The following is a 24,183-nucleotide window of genomic DNA, read 5'->3' as shown; positions in this document are numbered from 1 at the left end:
TTTAACGATGAATAAAACCCCAATTAAATGCGAATTCGCTCATTTTGTTGACGCAACACGCAGATTTCAATTTCGCTATTTCTCGTTTCCGCTCATTAACGATAAATTCACACCACCTTTCTCTGCGTAATCAGAACGCAGCAAGAAAGGACTAATAATTAATCTCCTCTCTGTACTTTTTATAGGATATAGAAATGGGCCAGACAACCACTCCAACATTATCAGGTCAATGTATTTCAGAGTTTCTGGGTACAGCATTGCTTGTTTTCTTCGGCTTAGGCTGTGTTGCTGCTGCACGTCTTGCAGGTGCACAACTTGGACTGTGGGAAATCAGCATTATCTGGGGCTTTGGTGTTGCCCTGGCTATTTACCTTACTGCCGGCATTTCTGGTGCTCACCTTAATCCCGCAGTAACTATTGCTCTATGCCTATTTGCCAGTTTTGACAGAAAAAAAGTACTCCCTTACATCATTGCCCAAATGCTAGGCGGTTTTATCGCCGCAGCTCTTGTCTATATGATGTATTACAACCTTTTCCTTGATTATGAGCAAGTTCACAACATTGCTCGTGGGTCGCAAGAAAGTCTTTTCACGGCTGGCGTCTTTTCCACTTACCCTGCAACACAAATATCCGTATTCCATGCATTTATTGTTGAAGTTATCATCGCGGCTGTTTTGCTTTGCCTGATCTTGGCTCTGACAGACGACGGCAACGGTATTCCACGTGGCCCTTTGGCACCATTGATTATCGGTATTCTGATTGCCGTTATCGGCGGTTCTTTTGGTCCTCTGACCGGATTTGCACTGAATCCTGCTCGTGATTTCGGACCTAAATTAGTTGCTTATTTTGCCGGATGGGGAAATATTGCTCTGACCGGAGGTCGGGACATCCCTTATTTCCTTGTTCCATTGGTAGCCCCTATTATTGGCGCCATTCTGGGTGCATTTGGTTACCGCAAATTAATTTCCCGCCATTTACCACGTGAAAATTAGTTTTGCCTATATTTAGAGATGATAACAGATTAAAAAATAAAAAATTATTAAATAAGACCAGGTTATAGTTATGACAACAGAAAATATCACTGATAAAAAATATATCGTTGCGCTGGATCAGGGAACAACCAGCTCAAGGGCGGTGATTCTTGATCACGATGCCAATATTGTCAGTATTTCACAACGTGAATTTCCGCAAATATACCCTAAACCAGGCTGGGTAGAGCATGATCCTATGGAAATTTGGGCCAGCCAAAGCTCAACGCTGGTTGAAGTATTGGCAAAAGCCGATATTCGCTCAGACCAAATTGCCAGTATCGGGATCACGAATCAACGGGAAACAACGATTGTCTGGGAAAAAGAGACAGGTAAACCCGTTTACAACGCCATTGTATGGCAATGTCGCCGAACCGCAGATATCTGCACCCGCCTGAAGAAAAAAGAAGGCCTGGAAGAGTATATCCGTCATAACACTGGTCTGGTTATCGACCCTTATTTTTCCGGAACAAAAATAAAATGGATTCTGGATAATGTTGAGGGTGTCCGCCAACGTGCTGAAAATGGTGAACTGCTGTTTGGTACCGTTGATACTTGGCTGGTCTGGAAAATGACACAAGGTCGCGTACATGTTACCGACTATACCAACGCTTCCCGCACTATGCTGTTTAACATCCATGACCTCGACTGGGATCAGAAGATCCTTGATGAGCTGGATATTCCTCGCGTGATGCTGCCAAAAGTTGCGGCCTCCTCTGCAATTTATGGTCAGACTAATATCGGCGGTAAAGGCGGTACTCGTATTCCTATCGCAGGTATCGCAGGCGATCAGCAAGCCGCACTGTACGGCCAGCTATGTGTCCATCCGGGCATGGCAAAAAATACTTATGGCACTGGCTGCTTCCTGCTGATGAATACCGGCACCGATGCAGTACGCTCAAGCCACGGTTTGCTGACCACTATAGCCTGTGGCCCACGGGGTGAAGTTAATTATGCTCTGGAAGGTGCCGTGTTTGTGGGAGGAGCATCAATCCAGTGGCTGCGTGATGAACTGAAACTGATCGCTGACGCAGCAGACTCCGAATACTTCGCCACAAAAGTACAAGACAGTAATGGCGTTTATGTTGTTCCGGCCTTTACCGGGCTTGGTGCACCTTATTGGGATCCGTACGCCCGTGGCGCCATTTTTGGGCTGACCCGCGGAGCAAACAGCAACCACATTATCCGGGCGACTCTTGAATCAATCGCTTACCAGACCCGTGATGTACTGGATGCAATGCAGGCTGATTCCGGCGCACGTTTACAGGCGCTGCGCGTAGACGGTGGAGCGGTCGCGAATAATTTCCTGATGCAGTTCCAGTCTGACATTCTCGGCACCCGTGTAGAGCGTCCTGAAGTTCGTGAAAGTACTGCATTAGGTGCAGCATTCCTTGCTGGTCTGGCTGTCGGCTTCTGGAAAGATCTTGATGAAGTGAAAAGTAAAGCGACCATCGAAAAAGAATTCCGCCCAGGCATAGAAACCACAGAGCGTAACCACAAATACAATGGCTGGAAAAAAGCCGTTGCCCGTGCTCAGGAATGGGAAGACCGCGCTTAAAAAGCGCATACATGCGAAAGCTCTGACAGATTAGCGTCAGAGCTTTTTAGTATCCGATAATTCAATGAATATCTCAGACAGTACGTTCCTGCTGCTGGATCCTCTGAGAAATTGGCAACCAGCATAATAAAATCAGCAGCGCCATACAGAACATCAGCATACCCACGCTGAATTGGCTATTTTGTGGCAGCATCGCCGATAACCACGTAGCCACACCAGAACCTACATTCTGTAATCCCCCTACCAGCGCACCTGCCGCACCCGCCAGATAAGGGAAGGGTTCCATAGCACCCGTCGTCGCCAGCGGAAATAACATACCTGCCCCAAAAAAGAACAGCGCAGCCGGAAGCAACAACGTCCAGACATTCATAATGCCGAACCAGCCGGGCAACCACATCAACGTCCCGGCCAGCAGACAGCAAATAACAGCATTCCACACCAGCTGATAAAACGTTTTGTTTTCACGCCCTGCATACCATGCCCCCAGAAATGCGGCAGGAATAGGCAGAATAAACAAGATACTGACCGTTAAACTATCCAGCCCTAAAACAGCGCCGAGCAAAACTCCACAGCTAGCTTCAAACACGGCTACTCCCGCCAGACCGCCAATCAGCATAATCAGATAAGAGACAAAAATGCCATTGGATAGCAGTTGATGGAAAGAAACCAGCATTGTACTCTGCGTTGTCTGCTCCGGGCGGGTTTCCGGGAAATGCCGGAATAAAAACAGAATCACGCCTGAAGCCAGCAACAATAAAAACCAATAGCAGGCCCGCCAGCCAAAATAATGGCCCACGACGCCACCAATCATCGGCGCTAATAACGGGCTGACCAGTATCGCCATATTCAACAGACTATTGGCACAACGCAGCGATGCCCCGGTGTATAAATCTCTTGGCACAGTACGTATCATTACACCTGCAACACCCGTCCCCAACCCCTGAAATACACTGACGATCACCAATGCCAATAAACTGGAAGAAAACAGTGCACATATTGTAGCAACCAGAAAGACTGACATTCCTGCTAAAATCACGGGACGACGACCGATTTTATCCGACAGTGGCCCATAAAAGAGCTGTGAAAACCCATAAGCGAACAAATAGGCCGCCATAACCCGTTGAACTTCCCCCGCCGGCTTGCCGAAGCTATTCGCTATATCAGCAATCACCGGAACATAAATTGTCTGAGTCATCTGCCCAACAGCGGCTAACGCAATTAACATCAGCAATAAATTGAAATGTGCTATTTTTCTCATCGCATTTACATACAATTTTATTTAAGCAAAATATACCGCCTGATTAAGGTACATTCCCTATCAATCAGATGGGTATAACGGCAACAGAGAAGCCCTCAGGTTATTAATGAACAAACCTGACTACAGACTTCACTGGATTAAATTTTCCCGAGCAATGTATATTTTTTATCGGCAGTATACAATTTTACATGAGGAAAAAATTGCAGTCATATTACCCTACAATGTCAATAAAAGTGTACATATCCATCTTAAAATACAACGAAAATACAGTTAATTAGACTGCAACACGTAATCGATAAGCCTATTTCCCTCAATCGCGTAGAATCACCAGTTGATGAGTCACTCACTCCGTACAATTTCATTCTGTAAAATTTTATTTCGTATAATTTTCTTTCGTAATAGTGCAGAGAGGCTAAATGTAATGGCAAACTGGGTTACAGGAAAAGTCACTGACGTCACCAATTGGACAGATTCACTATTCAGTATCAAGCTACATGCACCAATAGAAAAATTTACTGCTGGCCAATTTGCAAAACTTGCTCTCGAAATTGAAGAGGAACGTATCCAGCGGGCCTATTCTTACATCAACGCTCCCAATAACAATAGCCTTGAGTTTTATTTAGTCACTGTACCGAATGGAAAACTCAGCCCTCAGCTTGCCACTTTGCAGGTCGGTGATGAAGTTCTGGTGACAGAACAGGCAGCCGGTTTTTTTGTTCTTGATGAAATCCCTGATTGCCAAAACCTCTGGATGCTCTCAACCGGAACAGGTATAGGGCCTTATCTTTCGATTCTCCAGCTGGGAAGTGATTTGGAGCGGTTTGAAAATATTATCTTAGTTCATGCGGTCAGGCTGGAACAGGATTTAAGTTATTTACCTCTCATGCGGCAACTGGAAAAAACGTTTCAGGGGAAATTGCGGATCCAGACCATCGTTAGCCGGGAACAATGCCAGAATTCGCTAATGGGGAGAATTCCGGCACTGATTGAAAATGGTGAACTGGAATCCGCTATCGGCTTATCAATGCAGGCAGAAAACAGCCACGTGATGTTATGCGGAAACCCCCAGATGGTCAGGGATACCCAACAGTTGCTTAAAGAACAACGTGGCATGATAAAGCACCTGCGCCGTAGGCCGGGGCATGTGACCAGTGAACAATACTGGTAGTGTTCATAAATCAACTCATTGGATATATGACCATTTAATGTTTTTGCGCAGAATTGCCGGCAGAGATGTACTCAACCATTTCTGCCGATTCACCAAAACGGTTTGCACCTTCCGTCCCCCGGAATACTCCGCAGTCCAGTATTATCATGACAAAAATCAGTGTCGGGATAAAACGGCCAATTCCCCACTGCCATATGGGTGCTAGCATATTCCAGTCGAGGGAGAGCAAAAACCAGGCCAGTATCAGCAATAACGCCCACCCTCCGCGTTTATTGCGATCATGCAGGCGCTTCGAAAAAATCGCCGCTGTCGGATACAATATCAGTGCTGTGCATACTGCCGCAAAATTCATGGGGAGAACATTCATTCCATGCAGAGTAAGGAGAATAAAAATCAGAGCAAAACAGATACCAATTCCGATCCAGAACTCCCGTCGCCCGATGCGACCTTTGAATGAAAATCCCCATTGTTGTAATGTCATGTATTCTTTCCCAATTGTGGATACTGTTTTTCTGCCATTGACACTTTTTCCGCGACTTACATTCGGCGAGTAACAACATGAAAACAGGCATAAATAAACTTCTGCTGACAATATTAATCGCTTTTGGTATCGGTTTACCATTCTCAGGCACTGCAGGTGAGCCTTCTGTCACACCAGATCTGCGCCCACAGTTAATGTATCTCCTGCCTGATTCCCCGACTTTTGAAGACAATATCCCGGCCTTCCGGGAAAAATACAATAAAAGTCATCCTGATATTCTGCTGCACGAATATAAAGTTATTACGAGCACCGATATCTCTCTGCCTTTTATCCGTGCTGCCAGCAAGATCAACGAAAAAATCTACTCTTCCGCCGTACTGGAAAGAGGCAGTGAAAAAATTAAAAGTCTGCAAATTACATTGCTGCCATCCCAACTCACACAGGAAAAAGAACAAAACCTGCTCCTGACAAAAAAGTATATCGCCGCCATAACCCGCCAGTTTGAACCCACACTTTCTCTGGAACAGGCTCAGACACAAACAGAGAAACTTTTTAAGATGGCGGAAACACAACCTTTTTACAGCCTAAAAATCGGGGCGATACGCTATATCATCGTAAACAGCAGCGAAAATATAATGACCTTCGCTATTGAACCGATTAAGCTATCACTATCTGACGTACCAGCAAATGAAAATTAGTGACATAGCGCAGAGCTATTCGAGCCGATGATCTTTATACTGTCGGCCTTTCACTGATAGAGAATGGCGTATCACTATTCACGAGAGCACATTCATTTAGTTCGCAATTTGATTATTTTTCTGGTTGGAGGGAAAAACATGCGACATCCATTAGTTATGGGTAACTGGAAACTCAATGGCAGTACCCACATGGTTAACGACCTGATTGCAGGCCTGCGTAAAGAACTGAGCAACGTTGACGGCTGTGGCGTCGCTATTGCACCACCAACTGTTTATGTCACTCTGGCAAATAATGCCCTGGCTGGTAGCCGTATCGCTCTGGGCGCACAAGATGTAGGCATTAACCTTTCCGGCGCATATACAGGCGAAACATCCGCAGAAATGCTGAAAGATGTAGGCGCAAAATATATCATTATCGGTCACTCCGAACGCCGTACTTACCACAAAGAAAGTGATGAGTTCATTGCGAAAAAATTCGCTATCCTGAAAGAACAAGGGCTTATTCCGGTTCTGTGCATTGGCGAAACTGAACAAGAAAATGAAGCAGGCCAGACAGAAGCCGTCTGCGCGCGCCAGATTGATGCCGTTCTGAACACACTGGGCGCAGAAGCGTTTAAAAACACCGTTATTGCTTACGAACCTGTCTGGGCCATCGGCACCGGAAAATCCGCTACTCCTGCACAAGCACAGGCTGTTCACAAATTCATTCGTGATCACATTGCTAAACAGGATGCGGCTATCGCTGAGCAAGTCATTATCCAATACGGTGGCTCTGTTAACGCCAGCAACGCAGCAGAATTGTTTACTCAGCCAGACATCGATGGTGCTCTGGTTGGCGGAGCATCACTGAAAGCTGATGCATTTGCCGTTATCGTGAAAGCAGCAGCTGAAGCGAAAAAAGCCTAAGAGCTTACAAAGATAATCGCCACCGCAGAACGCCGTGGCGATTATCCTTTTCTTACCTGTCAGTTAACGGCGAATAATCTCATCAAATACCCCACCTGTGGCAAAGTGTTCTTTCTGCGCTTTTTCCCAGCCACCAAATACACCATCGACTGTGAATAACTTCAGCTCAGGAAAAACGGCACGGTACTTTTCGATAATCGTTTTATCACGAGGACGATAATAGTTTTTTGCAGCAATTTCCTGTCCGACCGGTGAATACAGATATTTCAGGTATTCTGTTGCCAGCTCACGCGTGCCTCGCTTATCGACCACTTTATCGACTACCGCTACAGTTGGCTCTGCCAGAATAGACATACCCGGAGTGACAATTTCAAATTGCCCTTTCCCCTGCTCTCCGTTATCCAAAGTATGAATTGCCAGTAATGCTTCATTTTCCCATGCAATCAACACATCCCCAATCCCACGCTCAACAAACGTATTCGTTGCGCCACGGGCACCTGAGTCTAAGACTTCGACATTTTTATACAGTGCCTTCACGAAGGCTTTTGCCTTAGACTGGTCCTGATTGTTATGAGTCAGCGCATATCCCCATGCAGCCAGATAATTCCAGCGTGCACCACCGGATGTTTTAGGATTTGGGGTCACAATCGAAACATCAGGCCGGATCAAATCTGACCAGTCTTTGATATGTTTAGGGTTTCCCTTTCTTACCAGAAACACAATGGTTGATGTGTAAGGCGCTGAATTATCGGGTAAGCGGTGAAGCCAATTTTTGGCAATCCGGCCACGTTCTGCAATCGCATCCACATCATAGGCCAGAGCCAGTGTCACCACATCGGCCTGAAGACCATTGATAACTGAAGTTGCCTGTTTGCCTGAACCACCGTGTGATTGCCGGATTGTGACCCGATCTCCGGTTTTCTGCTGCCAGTATTGGCTGAATGCCTGATTATATTGCTGATATAACTCACGCGTCGGATCATAAGAAACATTCAGGAGCTGTAAATCTTTTGCCCAGGCATTTCCTCCGACCAAAATAACCAGCAACAGCACCATCAATGGGGAATACCGGCTTATTCTCCATTTCATCCTCTTCCATTTCATAGGCGTAATCATCGGAAATGCTCTCCTCAATATTGGATATGATTTTCATCGTAAAATTGACAGAAAGCGTTATGCCGCAGAAATAATTTTAAATTTCCACTTATTCATTATGAGAATATGACGTATGAAAAGGAGAGAGATAAAAAGAAAAACAGCCATATAAATATCATATGACTGTATCGGAAAAGCGCTCTTATGAAGGTTAGTAAAGTTTCTTCGCTGTATCTAACCAATCTTTCTTGAAGATACGCTGCATATTCTGCACCGCATCAATAATGTCATGGTGGACAAGTTTTTCGTTCTGGATACCAACACAACGGCCGCCGCACCCTTCCAGCAACAGCTGAACAGAATACGCCCCCATGCGTGATGCCAGAATACGGTCATAAGCCACTGGCGCACCACCACGCTGAATATGACCTAATACCGTTGCCCGCGTTTCGTGGCGTGTTTCCGCTTCAATATATTTTGCCAGCTCATCAACATCACAGACATGCTCCGTAATCGCAACAATGGCATGACGCTTGCCTTTCTGGATGCCCGCTTGAATTTCAGCTAACAATTCTTCGCGATCAAACGGAATTTCACGTTCAGGCAGCACGATAAACTCACATCCACCTGCAATTGCAGCAGACAACGTCAAATCACCGCAGTAACGTCCCATCACTTCAACAATAGAAATACGCTTGTGGGAGGTTGAGGTATCGCGCAGACGGTCAATAGCTTCAACAACCGTATCCAGCGCTGTAAAATAACCGATAGTGTAATCTGTTCCCGCAACATCATTATCAATCGTACCTGGCAGGCCAATGCAGGGGAAACCCGCCTCAGTCAGTTTTTTCGCTCCCAGATAAGAACCATCACCACCAATTACCACCAGCGCATCAATTTCATTCTTACGCATGTTTTCGATAGCAATTTCACGCACTTTATCATCCCTGAACTCAGGAAAACGTGCGGAACCTAAAAACGTGCCGCCACGGTTAATCATGTCGGAAACACTGTAGCGATCGAGCTTTTTCATCCTGTTTTCATACAGCCCCAGATAGCCATCATAAATACCATAAACCTCTAACCCTTCGGTTAAAGCGGCACGAACAACTCCACGAATAGCGGCGTTCATACCCGGTGCATCTCCACCGCTCGTTAAGACTCCGATTCTTTTAATCTTGTTGATCATGATGACCTCTGACTTATAGATGTAATATTTGCCTAATCTGCTGACTGCCCTTCCAAAAGGGAAGGTTCACGACGATTATTTCACTCAACTTTTGATTGCCAATTCATTAGCTGAATTGATTCAACCGCGCCCATGATACGGAAAAACATTCAGTCTGCATCAATCTTTTGTCTACTTTTTGACATTATTTTGATTATGAATAAATTCCTCCATCAATCCCAACGGTTTTTCCGTTCATCGGGAACAACAGAGTTAGGATCCTGATGGATAATAATATCGGCACCGGGAAACCTATCACGCAATTTATTTTCAATTCCTTCGGCTAAAGCATGAGCCTGTACCAACGGTAAATTATCATCTATCTCAAGATGAAACTGAATAAACCTCGTCGGCCCCGATTGACGGGTGCGCAGATCATGCCCACCGGAAACACCGGGGTAATTCCTGATAATCTCTATAATCTCCTGCCGTTCCTCATCTGGCAAGGCACGATCCAGTAAAGACTGGATCGCATCGTATCCCATTCTTAACGCGCTATAGAGAATATACACACCAATTCCCAACGCGAATAAAGCGTCTGCACGTCGGAACCCGTAGACACTCAAAACCAATGCCACCAAAATCGCGCCATTCATTAATAAATCAGATTTGTAATGCAACATATCGGCACGAATGGCCTGACTTTGAGTTTTATTAATCACCCATTTCTGAAAAATAACCAGACAGCTTGTTGAAACAATTGCAATGATGATTACCCAAACACCCACAGCGGCATGTTCTAAAGGCTGGGGAGAAAATAAATGCTGAAAACCTGTCAAAAACAGAAAAATCGCTGAACCGGAAACAAACATACTTTGGGCAAGAGCAGCCAGTGACTCGGCCTTACCATGCCCAAAAGTATGTTCTTCATCCGCTGGCTGAAGGGAATAACGCACGACAAAAAAATTAGTCAGAGAAGCAGCCAAGTCGACCAGAGAATCTACCAGTGCCGCCAATAAACTCACCGAGCCGGTAAACCACCAGGCAAAAATTTTCACGACTAACAATACACTGGCCAGTATTGTCGCCACCAGTGCAGCAGTACTGACCCATCGGCCATAATTCATACCCATATTCACAGCCCTCAGAGTTATTCAGGATGGTCTGTATCAGGTATAAAAATAGCGCGTTAAATGGAAAAATATAGGGGCAGAAAAGCAAAGAGAATCGATTCTGTCCAACATACCGCCGTGACCTTCAATAATCTCACCAAAATCTTTTACGCCGCTGTCACGTTTGATCGCTGACATACACAGCCCACCGATGAACCCCATCAAGGTAATAGCCAGTGACATCCCTCCTGCTACCCACGGAGAAAATGGCGTTATCCAATACAGCGAGATTCCCAGCAATACCGAAGCTAAGATACCGCCGATAAACCCTTCAACCGTTTTATTCGGGCTTAATTTCGGTACAATCGGTCTCTTGCCGAATAATTTACCGAACACATACTGCAAAACGTCAGACATTTGCGCCACAATCATCAAAAACAGCAATAGCTTGATATTCTGCCCCTGATATTCCGCTATATCTAACATCAACAAAGCCGGTGCATGGCTAATGGCAAACACAGTGACCAGCATTCCCCACTGTATTTTTGCGGTACGTTCCAGAAAGTGAGTTGTATCACCGACCAAAGCAATACGGGCCGGTAAAAACAGAAAAACATAAACGGGAATAAACACCGAAAACAGCCCGTACCACTGCATTCCAACTAACACATACTGAACCGGCAGAAAACCAAAGAAACACCAGAACAGAGCCTCATGGTCACTACGACGAGTCGGGGTGAGAGTGATAAATTCACGCAAGGCAAAAAAGGACATAACAGAAAACAACACAACAGACCCGATTGGCCCGATAACTACGGCCAGCACACAGACGATACACATCATCCACCAGCCACGAATACGGGCATTCAGATTATCGATGGTTGCGTTCCGTTTTTCCCCTGAATAACAAAGTGACAAAATACCGCCAATCACACTGGCAATAATCAGCACCCCAAAAATTCCGCTAAACAACAACATCAAATCATGATCTATCCCTGTCATAACACCAGCTCCTCCAATGCAGTCTGGGCACGTTGTAAAAAGGCTTCCTTACTTTCATCATCCGCCAATTTATCCAGAGGCTGACCAAATGTCGCCGAACAAATAACGGGGATTAATATCCTTTTTCCTTTTGGTAAAGCGCGATTTAAATTTTCCAGATAAACAGGAATAAGTTCAGCATCAGGATATTTTCGAGCCAGATGATATAGACCACTCTTGAACGGATTGATTTGCTCACCGTTCCCACGAGTTCCTTCCGGAAAGATGATCAAAGACTCCCCTTGCGCCAGAACACGTTCCAACGGTGCCAGAATTTCTTTTCTGTTACTGTTTTCTCCTTGACGCTCGATCAAGACAGCACAAAATACCTTATGAATAAGATAACGACGCAGTTTGGTTTTATCCCAATAATCACGAGCTGCAACCGGATGTACTAAATGGCGCAATACAGATGGAAGACCTGACCAAATGACTAATCCATCCAGATGACTGGAATGATTGGCATAATAAATCCGGCTCTTAGTCGATGGCTGGCAACCAACCCATCGCACACGTACCCCTGTCAGGACACGACACAGGCCCGATAACATCGCCCCCATGCTTCTCGACAGCAAACTGATTTTATGAATTTTTCCCATATAGGGTATCCCTATCCCTTTTTATATAGAGTAACAGTGATAAGATTTTTTAATTGAACAGACTGGGAAGGTAAGATAATCAAGATTGGCTAAGATAACAACAGGCCTATATACAATGGATTTCAAGATGCATCGCGGCGGCAAGAGAGTGAATCCCCGGGAGCATAGATAACTATGTGACTGGGGTGAGCGAGCGCGGCCAACAAAGAGGCAACTTGAAAGACGAAGTGTATAGCTTATAACAAGAACTGAAATACCTCATAATTTACGGCTTACGATACCTGCCTGACGGAATTTACATGATCGCCCTGTTATTTATTCGTGCCTCAAACCCTAAAATAATAGAGAATACCCGCTAAAATCCGTGTTTGTTCAGGTATGGTTATGTTTAAAGAAACAATCAGAAATCATTTATCTTGGAGTACGTTTTTCGTAGGAGGGTACATTTCACTCGTCTACGTTACAGGTGTTACTCGTTATAAAAACTTATTCTTTGCTTTGATAGCACTGGCTGCGCTCTACTGGATCATAAAAAACCCTAAAGGATGCCTAGCTGCACTAAAAAATAACCTTGTGTTGGCATTGGGAATATTCACACTAACCACTATTTATTCCGTCATTATCTCTCCCGACCCAAAACTCAGCTTCCATGAGATAAAAACACCTTTTTTTAGAGATGTGGTACTTTCTGCCATACTGATTACTTTAGCGCTGAGCCAAACGGATAAATTGAAAATCCAGAAAATGATCATCGGATCATTTCTGCTTGGATTACTATTTATCACAGTGAAAGAGATGTATCTATTTTATCAGGACTATCAAAACGGCATTATGCCTTTTACTAACTACAATCACCGTAGTGTATCTGATGGTATCGTCTTCTTCTTCCCCGCATTAGTTGCCCTTTGGCATTTTCAGAAGCCCAAGAATTATATCCGCCTAGCGCTGACGATTTTACTGATTCTTTCGGTATCTTTTGTACTGTTAGGTACTCTTGCAAGAGGGGCGTGGCTGGCTGTTTTCGTTATGTTTTTCATGATGATATTGATGAATAAAAACTGGAAGACATTGATTGCCAGCATTGTTCTTATTTGTGCGGCTTTATTTGCTATTAAACATGGTTATCTAGCTAAAGAAGCTACTTTAAATTATAAACTAACTCAAACTGATAGCAGCTATCGATATACCAATGGCACGCAAGGTTCAGCCCTAACCTTAATTCTGGAAAATCCGTTCAAGGGTCATGGGACCGGTAATAAGATCTACGACCAGATTTATAATGATAACGTTAAAAATTATCCAGCGTGGACATTCAAAGAATCCTTAGGACCACATAATATCTTCCTAACAATCTGGTTTGCCACGGGCATATTGGGACTAGGCTCTTTTTTATTGCTGATATTTGTTTACCTAAAACAATCAGGCAAACAATGGATGTTGGATAATGATAACTATAAGCAGGCCGCATTAATTTTATTTATTTCTTTCTTTGGATATTTTGTTATAAGAGGAAATTTTGAAAGCGTTCACTTAAACATCTTAGGTATTTATCTCGGTTTGCTGACAACACTCTGCCAGCAAAGGTTGAATAAAACAAAATAAAAGCTAAACGTCAAGAGCATACAGGCTATCAAGAAAAATAGCCTGTAAAATCAAAAAAATTAAAACCATTCAGACAACACACCAATTAAAGACTCACTGACATTATGCCAATCGTAGTTTGTGAGAACCGCTTCCCTACCTTTTTCAGTAATTTCTTGCAATCTACCGTCTAACAACGTATCTGAAATATTCTGAGCTATACTCTCAGAGGATAATGGTTCTTGCAGTAAGAAACCTGTATTTTCAGGGAATACAAACTCTTTGATCCCTCCTCTTGGGCTAACCAAAACAGGTGTACCACTCGCCATTGATTCTAGAGCAACCATACAAAATGCTTCCTCACCTAATGATGGTACAACCGTTAAATCAGCTAGCGAATAAACTTGATGCATATTTGCCGGAGGAATATTTCCGGCCAGAACACAACATTCTTTTATCTCCAACGCCTTATTGAGTACTTTTTTACGATAAATCTCACGCTCGCCTTTTGTAACTTTTGCATGCTCTCCAACTAACAGAAGCGTAAATTGTGAATCCTTTTTGTGTAGTAAGGACACTGCTTCCATTAATTCAAGCACACCTTTTCTCTTATCTAGCCGCCCTGCATACAAAATGACCTTCGCAGCCTCTTTGAGGCCAAACCTTTCCCTATTCCAGCTGCTTTCTTGCATATAAAGCATTTTATCAATGCCATTTGGTACAACTTTAATATTCTCTAATTTGGCTTCGGTCTGGAAAAAGTTGGCTAAAGAGTGGCTTGGCGCAATGAGCTTGGTTTCTTTACCCAAAGTAGTAGCGTTCTGCCTATTGTGCAGATGAAGTACCATCAGTTCTTCAGGGTAATACTGCTTAACTGCGTCATAAAGTGAAATGGAGTTCTGAATAATCAGAACGGGTTTATCCCCATGCTCTTGATTATGCAAAACCATATCCACAACCCGCTTAGCATAAGGATAAGGGTCTAAACGAGACCATTTCCTAAAAATTCGCTTATAAAACGCACTAGTATATATCCTATTGATTGAGGAATAATCACTAATTCTTTCAATAGGCTTTTCTGACTTCTCTCGCTTACAGATAACTGAATTATTACTTTTCATTACCTTAGCGACATTATAAATCCACCATTCTACCGCGGCTGCATAATTTGGGGGGATAGAGTGAAACTCAGGAGCAATAAAAACAATTTTCTTCATAAAAGCAGCTAATCTTATAATTTATCGATGAGGTAGAGAATCGGACTAAACACCGAGTTTAAGTCAACAATCTAGAATCCACAATTGATGATAAAAAAAAGCCCCGAAACGGGGCTGAAAGACAGGGATGGTGTCTATGGCAAGGAAAATCGTTATTGACGCTGTTTTATAGATAGTTATAACAGCATCAGTACAAATACCGGGTAGTTCGTGCCTGATAACATCTCTGGAACTGTTTTTCTTGCTCAGGCGTCAGCACTTGATACATCTGATTGCGAATACGCGCAAACTTCTGCACCGATATCAACATTATATCTTGCTATTTTTTCAAGCTGCGCTCTAATCGCAACTTAATCAAAATTCTTTGCTACCAAAAGGCCGTATATCTTCTGATCTTCTATCTGAATATCCGTTATTAATTGCTCATACAGATACCGTTTTTTCACCAGAACCCACATCACCTACCGCTGCTTTTCAGTTAATGTGATTCCCCCAAAGACACAACTATAGTTATAGTTACGCAGAAAGTTGCCAGAATCACTGTTGTCATATGGCAGACAAAGCGATGAATCAACCTCAGAGTCGTTACACGTATCCAACAGTTTCGGCTAGAGCCATCATCGTTCCAAGAACGGGTATTGACGCTAAAGCTAACATTGCTATTTTACGCACTTTTAGTAATTCCTCACTTTATCGAATAGCACTATTCGATTCAGTGCGGGTAATATAGCCCCACGGCTGCAAACTAGCGTCAGAGCATGTAAAAGAACGTAAAGTCATGGAATAGCAAAATTTGTTATCGTATTTTGCTCTCGGAGGAAGAATGAATGCATAAGATATTATTAGTTGATGATGACCGCGAACTGACAGCTTTATTGAAAGAACTTCTTGAGATGGAAGGGTTCAATGTGGTTATCGCACATGATGGTGAACAGGCATTACAATTTATAGACTCTTCAATTGACCTTCTGCTGCTGGATATTATGATGCCGCGCAAAAATGGCATTGAAACCCTGAAAGAGCTGCGTCAATATCATCAGACTCCCGTTATTATGTTGACAGCGAGAGGAAGCGACCTAGATCGAGTTCTGGGGCTGGAACTGGGCGCGGATGATTACTTACCTAAACCATTTAACGATCGCGAACTGGTGGCCCGCATACGCGCGATTCTACGTCGTTCCAACTGGAGTGAACAACAAGCCGACAACAGCACACCTATACTGGAAATCGATAAGCTACAACTCAATCCTGGACGTCAGGAAGCCAGTTTTGACGGCAATATTCTGGATTTAACCGGTACAGAGTTCACACTTCTCTATTTGTTAGCTCAACATATTGGGCAAGTTGTTTCTCGTGAACATTTGAGTCAGGAAGTTTTAGGAAAACGGCTAACACCTTTTGACAGAGCCATAGATATGCATATTTCTAACCTTCGACGTAAATTACCTAACCGGACTGATGAATTACCCTGGTTCAAAACACTACGTGGGCGCGGATACTTAATGGTTTCAGAGAAATGATTAATAGTTTAACAGCGCGCATATTCGCAATCTTCTGGCTAACACTGGCACTTGTCCTAATGGTGGCACTGATGGTGCCCAAGCTGGATTCCCGGCAATTAACTCCGCTATTAGATAGTGAGTACCATCAGGGAAATCAGTTAGCCAGACATATTGAAGCAGAATTGACCCGCCATCCCCCCAGTGATCTGTTCTGGTGGCTAAGGCTGGATCGTGCCATTGTCAAATGGGTACCACCCGATCAACGCTTATTTCTCGCAACCGGAGAAGGACGAGTTATAAGCACTGAGAAACGCGATACGCAGCTCGTGCGCAATTTTATGGGGCAATCAGATAACTCCGACCACCCTAAAAAGAAAAAATATGGTCGTGTCGAAATAATGGGACCATTTTCAATACGAGATGGTGAAGATTACTATCACCTTTACCTGCTTCGCCCGACAAACAGTCCACAATCAGACTTTATCAATCTGATGTTTGATCGTCCTCTTCTGTTACCAGCAGCAACTATGCTCATCAGCGCGCCATTACTCTTATGGCTGGCGTGGAGTTTGGCAAGGCCCGCACGTAAACTAAAAAATGCAGCAGATCAGGTAGCAAAAGGTAATTTAAAACAACACCCAGAACTGGAATCAGGCCCACAGGAATTTCTGGCAGCCGGCAGCAGCTTTAACCAGATGATTAGCGCACTAGAAAGGATGGTAACCGCTCAGCAACGTCTCATCTCCGACATTTCCCATGAACTGCGTACTCCCCTTACCCGTTTACAACTCGCCACAGCATTATTGCGCCGCCGTCACGGAGAAAGCAAAGAACTGGAGCGTATTGAAACAGAAGCACAATTACTGGATAGCATGATTAACGACCTGCTAGTACTTTCCCGTAACCAGCATAAAAACGAACTACTGCGCGAAAACATCAAGGCTAACAAGATATGGAATGACATACTGGAAAATGCCAAATTTGAAGTCGAGCAGATGCACAAAACACTGGATATCGTTTCACCTCCCGGTTCTTGGATTATCTACTGCAACCCTGCGGTACTCGGTAGTGCACTAGAAAACATCGTCCGCAATGCCGTCCGCTACTCCAGAAGCCATATTGCCGTTGCATTTAAAGCCGATAATCACGGAGTGACGATTACCGTTGATGACGATGGTCCTGGAGTCAGCCCTGAAGACCGTGAACATATCTTTCGCCCGTTTTATCGGACAGATGAAGCGAGGGATAGGGAATCAGGTGGAACTGGTTTAGGACTGGCGATAGTTGAAACTGCGGTGGAACAACATCGGGGCTGGGTTAAGGCAGAGGATAGCCCTTTAGGTGGATTGAGGCTAGTGATTTGGTTGCCGTTGCATGGGAGATAGATAATGACCTGATTAAAATTAAGCTAATAACAACATGTAATAATTAAAGAAAAAAGACTATTATACTTGACCTTGGAACGTTGAGGGACTAATCTCGTCACTGCTTAACACAACTTGTTGATATGATTATTTTTATTAAGAGAGAAAATTGTTTTATATTAACAAGATAGACTTTACCAATTCCGAAATAATAGGCACTCTGGGAGCCATAACCTAGTGCGGTAGCTTTAATAAAAATATCTTTCTATATACATTCCTTTCCAAATTCTGCATCAATCCTAAAATCAGCTGAAAAAATTAAAAATGAAAATTCTAGTTACTGGTGGGGCAGGTTTTATTGGTTCTGCCTTAATTCGACATATTATTAATAATACTAATGATAGTGTGATTAATATTGATAAACTCACTTATGCAGGCAACTTAGAATCCCTCAAAGAAATTGATCATAATCCGCGTTATTCTTTTGAAAAAGCCAATATTTGTGATCGTAATATACTTGATAACATATTAGAAAAACACCAACCAGATACAGTGATGCATCTGGCTGCTGAAAGCCATGTAGATCGTTCAATTAGTGGTCCTAGTGATTTTATTGAAACCAATATTATTGGTACTTATACACTTCTAGAGGCTACCAGAAATTATTGGCAACAATTGCCCGAAAACAAAAAGAATACATTCCTTTTTCACCATATTTCAACCGATGAAGTATATGGTGACTTGCCTCATCCAGATGAGCTTCCAGAACATTCTTCCCTTCCTTTATTCACTGAAAAAACCGCTTACGCTCCAAGCAGTCCATACTCTGCTTCAAAAGCATCCAGCGATCACTTAGTTAGAGCTTGGCACAGGACTTATGGTTTACCAACCATAGTAACCAATTGTTCTAACAATTATGGACCTTATCATTTTCCAGAAAAATTGATTCCTCTGGTTATTCTGAATGCACTAGAAGGAAAACCTTTGCCCATTTATGGTAAAGGAGACCAGATTCGCGATTGGTTATATGTTGAAGACCATGCAAGAGCGCTACATTTAGTTGTTAGCACAGGTAAAAATGGTGAAACTTATAATATTGGCGGTCATAACGAAAAAACTAACCTCGAAGTTGTTGATAAGATTTGTCAAATTCTGGATATTCTTGTTCCTAAAGAAGTGTCTTATAAAAAACAAATTACTTTTGTTACTGATAGACCAGGTCATGATCGTCGATATGCTATTGATGCTGACAAAATCAGTAAAGAGCTTGACTGGAAGCCACTGGAAACATTTGAGAGCGGTATCCACAAAACTGTTAAGTGGTACTTATCAAATACCTCGTGGGTCAAGAACGTGAAGAGTGGTGCTTACCTGACGTGGATTGAGCAAAATTATGAGGAACGTAGTAAATGAACATTCTATTGTTCGGTAAAAATGGACAAGTTGGATGGGAACTTCAGCGTTCACTCGCACCACTCGGCAACCTGATTGCACTGGATGTACAATCCACTGAGTATTATGGTGATTTCAGCAATCCAGTAGGAATTGCTGAAACTATACGTCGCATCAAGCCAGACGTAATTGTCAATGCAGCTGCTTATACGGCCGTCGACAAAGCAGAGTTCGAACCTGAATTTGCCTCATTGCTGAACGCAGAAAGCGTAAAGGCCATCGCCCTAGAGGCCGCAAAACTTAACATCTGGGTCATCCACTATTCAACCGATTATGTTTTCTCAGGAGAGGGTGAAAAACCGTGGGTAGAAACTGATCACACTGCGCCACTGAACGTCTATGGTCAGACAAAATTAGCGGGGGAGAAAGCACTACAGGAAAACTGTTCAAAGCATCTCATTTTTCGTACCAGTTGGGTTTATTCAGGTAAAGGCAATAACTTTGCGAAAACAATGCTGAAACTGGCAAAAGAGCGTCAGGAACTTTCTATCATTAACGACCAGTTTGGTGCACCGACAGGAGCTGAATTATTAGCTGATTGTACTGCTCACGCTATTCGTACGGCCATGACTCAGCCACAAGTGGCAGGGTTATATCATTTAGTCGCTGGAGGGGAAACCTGCTGGCATGACTACGCTGGACTAGTTTTCGCTGAAGCCAAACGTTCTGGAATAGAACTGGCGCTGAGCAAATTAAACGCAGTATCTACAGATAATTTTCCTACACCAGCTAAACGGCCGCATAATTCACGATTGAATACAGAAAAATTTCAGCGCACCTTTGGTCTGGTACTCCCGCATTGGAAAGTAGGCATCAAACGTATGTTGGCAGAATTGATTACAACGACTGCACCTTAACTTATTCTCTGAGACAGTAAAATGAAAACACGGAAAGGTATTATTCTGGCTGGCGGTTCGGGTACTCGTCTTTATCCTGTGACCATGGCTGTGAGTAAGCAATTGCTGCCAATTTATGACAAGCCGATGATCTATTATCCCCTGTCAACGCTAATGTTAGCTGGAATTCGCGATATCCTTATTATAAGTACGCCACAGGATACTCCGCGCTTTGAGCAACTACTTGGCGATGGTAACCAGTGGGGACTAAATCTGCAATACAAAGTACAGACATATCCCGATGGTCTGGCACAGGCGTTTATTATTGGTGAAAAATTTATTGGCGATGATAACTGCGCGTTAGTATTGGGTGACAATATTTTTTACGGCCATGATTTGCCGAAATTGCTGGATAGCGCAGTGAATCAAGAAAGCGGGGCGACGGTTTTTGCTTACCACGTTAACGATCCTGAGCGCTATGGTGTCATTGAGTTCGATAAACAAGGCACGGCAATTAGCCTTGAAGAAAAACCACCTGAGCCGAAAAGTAACTATGCGGTGACTGGTCTCTATTTCTATGACAATAATGTGATTGAAATTGCTAAAAGCTTAAAACCTTCTGCGCGTGGCGAACTGGAAATTACCGATATTAACCGCTTGTATCTGGAGCATGGTCGTCTCTCCGTAGCAATGATGGGACGTGGCTATGCATGGCTCGATACCGGGACGCATCAAAGTCTAATTGAAGCTAGTAACTTTATCGCAACCATCGAAGAACGGCAGGGATTAAAAGTATCCTGTCCTGAAGAAATTGCTTTCCGAAAAGGATTTATTGACGCAAGGCAAATCGAAAAACTGGCTAAACCACTAGCAAAAAATAATTACGGAAAGTACTTGCTGAAAATGATCGGTAAAAAGTAATCGAAAAAGAAAGGAATAATGTTTTTCTTTTAATCAAATCCTCAGCATTAATCGAACATACCCAACGTCATTGAAGATACTTGATTTTTTACTCAAATTAGCCCACGTTGACGACCATGAAAATTCATCTCACGTCAGACCAAAAACTGGCCCTCGAATTAATGCATGATACCACTCGTGGTGGACGAGTACTCGACCGTATTAAAGCCGTTCTTTAGTTTCTGAGGGCTGGACAACTCAGATGATTGATCAGGTCTTGCATGCTCATGAAAACACGGTAAATCCTCATCTGAAAGTTTATGTCAGTCAAGAAAAGCGCCCCCTGAAAATGGGGGCGCTCAAGGTCATCTGTCCGCCGAGCAAACGGCTGACTTGGTTGAGTATCTGCCTGTCAATTTGATGCATAAAACCGCACAAATTGTAGCCTATGTCCAATCACGCTGGTCAATTACTTTTACTGTGACCGGAATGGCGAAATAGCTTCATCATCAAGGTTTCAGCTATAAGAAACTAATGGGCGTTCCTCATAAATTTGATGCGGATAAACAGAAGCAATTTATTGAAGTCTACAACGCGTTGAAAGACAGCCTCGGTTAGCATGAACCGATTCTGCTTATTGATGCCTGCACCCTACCCAGTCCACAAAATTAAGTCATTACCGGATGAAAACAGGCATAAACATGTCAAGATAGTCACCACCACAGGCGGCCGTATTCGCCTTATATTATGGGCGCCCTCAATTACAGCGAATTGAAGAGGCAATTATTCGTGAATATCCGAGTATTAATGAGAGAAATGCGGCTTATTTTTTGGTGTAATCGGAGAGAACTATCCTCTTTCACAAAAAATCCACATCATTCTGGATGGGACAAGCTATCACCAAACTATCACCGAACAAATTTGGTGAAAGATATCGCAGAAGTTTTCAACATTGAATTACGTTACTTACTGCCTTATAGCCTGAGCCTCAATCCCATAGAGTAATGATGGAAGTGCGCCAATCGGCAGGTACGAAACAATGTCTATTTCCCGGATGCAAAAACGTTCTGTGAAATACTTCACCACTTTTTTCATATCATTTTACCAGAAAAAACAAAATAGCTAACGCCCTGACTAGACTAACTGTTAACTTTCAGATTTTAAAACCTGTATCTTCGAGTTAATTGCGTATAATAACCTTTAATAAATAGCTTACAATGAAAATATTGATCACAGGCATCTCTGGTTTTTTAGGTTCAAGACTTTCTGAGCTTCTAATGCATAAGTCATTCGATGTTTCAGGTAGCTCACGCATGGGTGATACAACCCGAAATATCTACGCCACTGGCGATATTGATGGTCATACCGCCTGGCATAATATCGTCTCTGGTTGCGATGTTGTCATTCATGCAGCAGGACGCGCGCACATTCTGAATGACAAAGCAACAGATATTGCCGCGGCCTTTAAAAAAGTGAATTGTGATGCGACAATAAAGCTCGCTGAAGACGCCTTCGCAGCTGGTGTCAAGCAATTTATCTTTATTAGTTCGATCGGTGTAAATGGTGATAATCCGAAACAACAAGCCATTAGCGAGAATTCCGCTCTGCATCCCGCTTCACACTATGCAATTTCCAAATACGAAGCAGAAAAACAGTTACTGGAAAAATATAAAAACACGAAGATGGCCATTACCATTATTCGTCCAGCATTAATTTGTGGTCCAAATGCACCGGGAAATATCGAGCGCCTACTCAAATTAGTAGCAAGTGGCCTGCCGTTGCCGTTCAAAAAGGTCAACAATGTCAGAAGCATGGCATCACTAGACAACGTATGTGATTTTATTGCCCACTGCATTGACAATCCATTGGCAAAAGATGAAGTATTCGTTTTTTCTGACGAGATTGAATTGTCAATCGAAGAGATTGTCAGCACGATGGGCACAGGGATGGGAAAAAAAGCCAGACTAATCTATTTCCCGCCCTTTATCCTAAAGTCGCTGTTGTATTTGCTAGGCAAAAAGAAAATGTATGAGCAACTTTTCGAATCGTTATCTATTGATGCATCGAAATCCAGAACATTGATGAAGTGGCAACCGATTGTAAGTATCCAAGATTCCCTCTTCGCAGCAGGTCAAACATTTCACGGGGATAAAAAATAATGTCATTCATCGTCACGTTGCTCGCGGCGTTTATTATTGCATACATTCTAACTTGGCTGTTACGGGGCTATGCCATTCGCAATAATGTCTTCGATATTCCAGTACATCGCAGTTCGCATTCAACTCCCACACCGCGAGGTGGAGGAATTGCCATTGTTATAACACTACTTACTTTTATGAGCATTGGCTACTTTTCACTACTTATTTCTCGCGATGTGATGTTGGCGCTGGCTATTCCTGGCTTGATCACCGCAGTAATCGGTTTTCTTGATGATCACGGACATATAGATGCGAGACTTCGTCTGTTGTTCCATTTTCTAGCTGCTGGTTCTGGACTTTATTTTATCGGAGGTTTCCCGACGATTGTGGTTGCCGGTTACAGCATCAATATTCCCGTTGTCAGCATCATTTTTGGAATGTTGTTCCTTGTCTGGATGCTAAACCTCTATAATTTTATGGACGGAATCAATGGTATTGCAGGCATCGAAGCTGTATCGTTCGGGGCATTGAGCCTGCTGGTTATTAGCTTAAGTAACCCGGCATTGTTAGATCAAGACTTGTCCTTATGCCTATTGATTCTTGCCGGAGCCAGTCTCGGATTCCTAGTATGGAATTTTCCGGCTGCACGCATCTTTATGGGTGATGCTGGTAGCGGATTCCTCGGTATTGTTATTGGCCTGCTGTTACTTATTGCCAGCCAAGCAGATCACCGCCTGTTTTTTGCCGAGCTGATTTTACTGGGCGTATTTGTGATCGATTCAACCGTAACGCTGTTACGTCGGGTGGCGCACAGACACAAACCTTTTGAAGCGCATGCCAGCCATTGCTATCAAATACTATCCCGTCACTATCAATCACATACGAAAGTCACAACGGGTGTGATAGCGATCAACGTACTGTGGCTAACGCCTCTTTCTTTTGCTGCGGCAGCATCATACCTTGATGGCGTATTGGCTCTTATCATTGCATGGGTTCCTTTGATCGTGCTGGCATGGAAATATGGTGCGGGTGTTAAGGATAAGATTTGAGCATGAGCGTAGGTATTCGCAATTTGTTTTTG

The 24,183-nt window shown here is 43.4% G+C and carries 22 protein-coding genes and 1 pseudogene; 14 read left to right on the top strand and 9 right to left on the bottom strand.

What is annotated here, in order from left to right; genetic code table 11:
- Window positions 1–194 precede the first annotated feature (194 nt).
- Window positions 195–992, top strand: coding sequence for an MIP/aquaporin family protein (locus tag AACX68_RS11545; RefSeq protein ID WP_228857995.1), 798 nt, complete (start codon window positions 195–197; stop codon window positions 990–992).
- Between the two features lie 70 nt (window positions 993–1,062).
- Window positions 1,063–2,586 carry a glycerol kinase GlpK gene (glpK, locus tag AACX68_RS11540; RefSeq protein WP_099120871.1) on the top strand — a complete coding sequence of 508 codons (1,524 nt, stop codon included), beginning with the start codon at window positions 1,063–1,065 and terminating at the stop codon, window positions 2,584–2,586.
- Between the two features lie 73 nt (window positions 2,587–2,659).
- On the opposite strand, the gene emrD is transcribed toward glpK, so the two are convergent.
- On the bottom strand, window positions 2,660–3,844 hold the full coding sequence (emrD, locus tag AACX68_RS11535) for a multidrug efflux MFS transporter EmrD (protein WP_228857994.1): 1,185 nt from the start codon (window positions 3,842–3,844) through the stop codon (window positions 2,660–2,662).
- 421 nt (window positions 3,845–4,265) lie between these two features.
- Between emrD and fpr the strand changes: the two genes are divergently transcribed.
- Window positions 4,266–5,012 carry a ferredoxin--NADP(+) reductase gene (gene fpr, locus AACX68_RS11530; protein WP_228857993.1) on the top strand — a complete coding sequence of 249 codons (747 nt, stop codon included), beginning with the start codon at window positions 4,266–4,268 and terminating at the stop codon, window positions 5,010–5,012.
- Window positions 5,013–5,046: 34 nt separating this feature from the next.
- Here fpr and AACX68_RS11525 read toward each other — a convergent pair whose 3' ends face one another.
- Window positions 5,047–5,493 (bottom strand): DUF805 domain-containing protein, encoded by a 447-nt coding sequence (locus tag AACX68_RS11525; RefSeq protein WP_099111239.1) that lies wholly within the window; start codon window positions 5,491–5,493, stop codon window positions 5,047–5,049.
- Window positions 5,494–5,570: 77 nt separating this feature from the next.
- Between AACX68_RS11525 and AACX68_RS11520 the strand changes: the two genes are divergently transcribed.
- Both AACX68_RS11520 and tpiA read left to right on the top strand, forming a co-directional pair.
- Complete coding sequence (locus AACX68_RS11520) at window positions 5,571–6,191, top strand: DUF1454 family protein (protein WP_228857992.1); 621 nt, start codon at window positions 5,571–5,573, stop codon at window positions 6,189–6,191.
- A gap of 138 nt (window positions 6,192–6,329) precedes the next feature.
- Window positions 6,330–7,097, top strand: a complete 768-nt coding sequence (gene tpiA / locus AACX68_RS11515; RefSeq protein ID WP_228857991.1) for a triose-phosphate isomerase — start codon at window positions 6,330–6,332, stop codon at window positions 7,095–7,097.
- A 63-nt stretch (window positions 7,098–7,160) separates the two neighbouring features.
- Here the strand turns inward: tpiA and AACX68_RS11510 are convergent, their stop codons facing one another.
- The 5 genes from AACX68_RS11510 to AACX68_RS11490 all read right to left on the bottom strand — a co-directional run bounded on the left by AACX68_RS11510 (window position 7,161) and on the right by AACX68_RS11490 (window position 12,112).
- Window positions 7,161–8,153: a sulfate ABC transporter substrate-binding protein gene (locus tag AACX68_RS11510; RefSeq protein WP_228858020.1), complete on the bottom strand. Its 993-nt coding sequence runs from the start codon at window positions 8,151–8,153 to the stop codon at window positions 7,161–7,163.
- Between the two features lie 250 nt (window positions 8,154–8,403).
- Window positions 8,404–9,381, bottom strand: a complete 978-nt coding sequence (gene pfkA / locus AACX68_RS11505) for a 6-phosphofructokinase (RefSeq protein WP_099111235.1) — start codon at window positions 9,379–9,381, stop codon at window positions 8,404–8,406.
- 212 nt (window positions 9,382–9,593) lie between these two features.
- A complete protein-coding gene (fieF, locus tag AACX68_RS11500; RefSeq protein WP_228857990.1) occupies window positions 9,594–10,493 on the bottom strand; it encodes a CDF family cation-efflux transporter FieF in 900 nt (299 codons plus the stop codon).
- A gap of 36 nt (window positions 10,494–10,529) precedes the next feature.
- Window positions 10,530–11,474 carry a phosphatidate cytidylyltransferase gene (locus tag AACX68_RS11495; RefSeq protein ID WP_228857989.1) on the bottom strand — a complete coding sequence of 315 codons (945 nt, stop codon included), beginning with the start codon at window positions 11,472–11,474 and terminating at the stop codon, window positions 10,530–10,532.
- Window positions 11,471–12,112, bottom strand: coding sequence for a lysophospholipid acyltransferase family protein (locus AACX68_RS11490; protein ID WP_228857988.1), 642 nt, complete (start codon window positions 12,110–12,112; stop codon window positions 11,471–11,473). The genes AACX68_RS11495 and AACX68_RS11490 overlap by 4 nt, the downstream gene beginning before the upstream one ends.
- 384 nt (window positions 12,113–12,496) lie before the next feature.
- On the opposite strand from AACX68_RS11490, the gene rfaL reads away from it, so the two are divergent.
- Window positions 12,497–13,714, top strand: coding sequence for an O-antigen ligase RfaL (gene rfaL / locus AACX68_RS11485; RefSeq protein ID WP_228857987.1), 1,218 nt, complete (start codon window positions 12,497–12,499; stop codon window positions 13,712–13,714).
- Between the two features lie 59 nt (window positions 13,715–13,773).
- On the opposite strand, the gene AACX68_RS11480 is transcribed toward rfaL, so the two are convergent.
- Window positions 13,774–14,910 carry a glycosyltransferase gene (locus tag AACX68_RS11480; RefSeq protein ID WP_228857986.1) on the bottom strand — a complete coding sequence of 379 codons (1,137 nt, stop codon included), beginning with the start codon at window positions 14,908–14,910 and terminating at the stop codon, window positions 13,774–13,776.
- A 187-nt stretch (window positions 14,911–15,097) separates the two neighbouring features.
- The gene (locus AACX68_RS11475) at window positions 15,098–15,220 is read right to left on the bottom strand and encodes a Spy/CpxP family protein refolding chaperone (protein ID WP_228857985.1); all 123 of its coding nucleotides are present in this window, start codon (window positions 15,218–15,220) and stop codon (window positions 15,098–15,100) included.
- 517 nt (window positions 15,221–15,737) lie between these two features.
- Between AACX68_RS11475 and cpxR the strand changes: the two genes are divergently transcribed.
- The 8 genes and pseudogenes from cpxR (at window position 15,738) to AACX68_RS11435 (ending at window position 24,151) form a co-directional block, all read left to right on the top strand.
- The gene (cpxR, locus tag AACX68_RS11470; RefSeq protein WP_228857984.1) at window positions 15,738–16,430 is read left to right on the top strand and encodes an envelope stress response regulator transcription factor CpxR; all 693 of its coding nucleotides are present in this window, start codon (window positions 15,738–15,740) and stop codon (window positions 16,428–16,430) included.
- Complete coding sequence (gene cpxA, locus AACX68_RS11465; protein WP_228857983.1) at window positions 16,427–17,797, top strand: envelope stress sensor histidine kinase CpxA; 1,371 nt, start codon at window positions 16,427–16,429, stop codon at window positions 17,795–17,797. Before cpxR ends, cpxA begins: the two co-directional genes overlap by 4 nt.
- A 303-nt stretch (window positions 17,798–18,100) precedes the next feature.
- Window positions 18,101–19,189 carry a dTDP-glucose 4,6-dehydratase gene (gene rfbB / locus AACX68_RS11460; RefSeq protein ID WP_228857982.1) on the top strand — a complete coding sequence of 363 codons (1,089 nt, stop codon included), beginning with the start codon at window positions 18,101–18,103 and terminating at the stop codon, window positions 19,187–19,189.
- On the top strand, window positions 19,186–20,085 hold the full coding sequence (rfbD, locus tag AACX68_RS11455; protein WP_228857981.1) for a dTDP-4-dehydrorhamnose reductase: 900 nt from the start codon (window positions 19,186–19,188) through the stop codon (window positions 20,083–20,085). Before rfbB ends, rfbD begins: the two co-directional genes overlap by 4 nt.
- 21 nt (window positions 20,086–20,106) lie before the next feature.
- Window positions 20,107–20,985, top strand: coding sequence for a glucose-1-phosphate thymidylyltransferase RfbA (gene rfbA / locus AACX68_RS11450; protein ID WP_228857980.1), 879 nt, complete (start codon window positions 20,107–20,109; stop codon window positions 20,983–20,985).
- Between the two features lie 116 nt (window positions 20,986–21,101).
- Window positions 21,102–22,148, top strand: a pseudogene (locus AACX68_RS11445) (IS630 family transposase).
- A 33-nt stretch (window positions 22,149–22,181) separates the two neighbouring features.
- The gene (locus tag AACX68_RS11440) at window positions 22,182–23,123 is read left to right on the top strand and encodes an NAD-dependent epimerase/dehydratase family protein (protein ID WP_228857979.1); all 942 of its coding nucleotides are present in this window, start codon (window positions 22,182–22,184) and stop codon (window positions 23,121–23,123) included.
- The gene (locus AACX68_RS11435; RefSeq protein WP_228857978.1) at window positions 23,123–24,151 is read left to right on the top strand and encodes an MraY family glycosyltransferase; all 1,029 of its coding nucleotides are present in this window, start codon (window positions 23,123–23,125) and stop codon (window positions 24,149–24,151) included. Before AACX68_RS11440 ends, AACX68_RS11435 begins: the two co-directional genes overlap by 1 nt.
- The last annotated feature ends 32 nt before the right edge of the window (window positions 24,152–24,183 follow it).

The organism is Xenorhabdus sp. PB61.4 (genome assembly GCF_963894935.1).
In the GTDB taxonomy this organism is placed as follows: domain Bacteria; phylum Pseudomonadota; class Gammaproteobacteria; order Enterobacterales; family Enterobacteriaceae; genus Xenorhabdus; species Xenorhabdus stockiae.
Note: the sequence above shows the minus strand (reverse complement) of the source record. Positions and strands in the feature narration are given on the sequence as shown.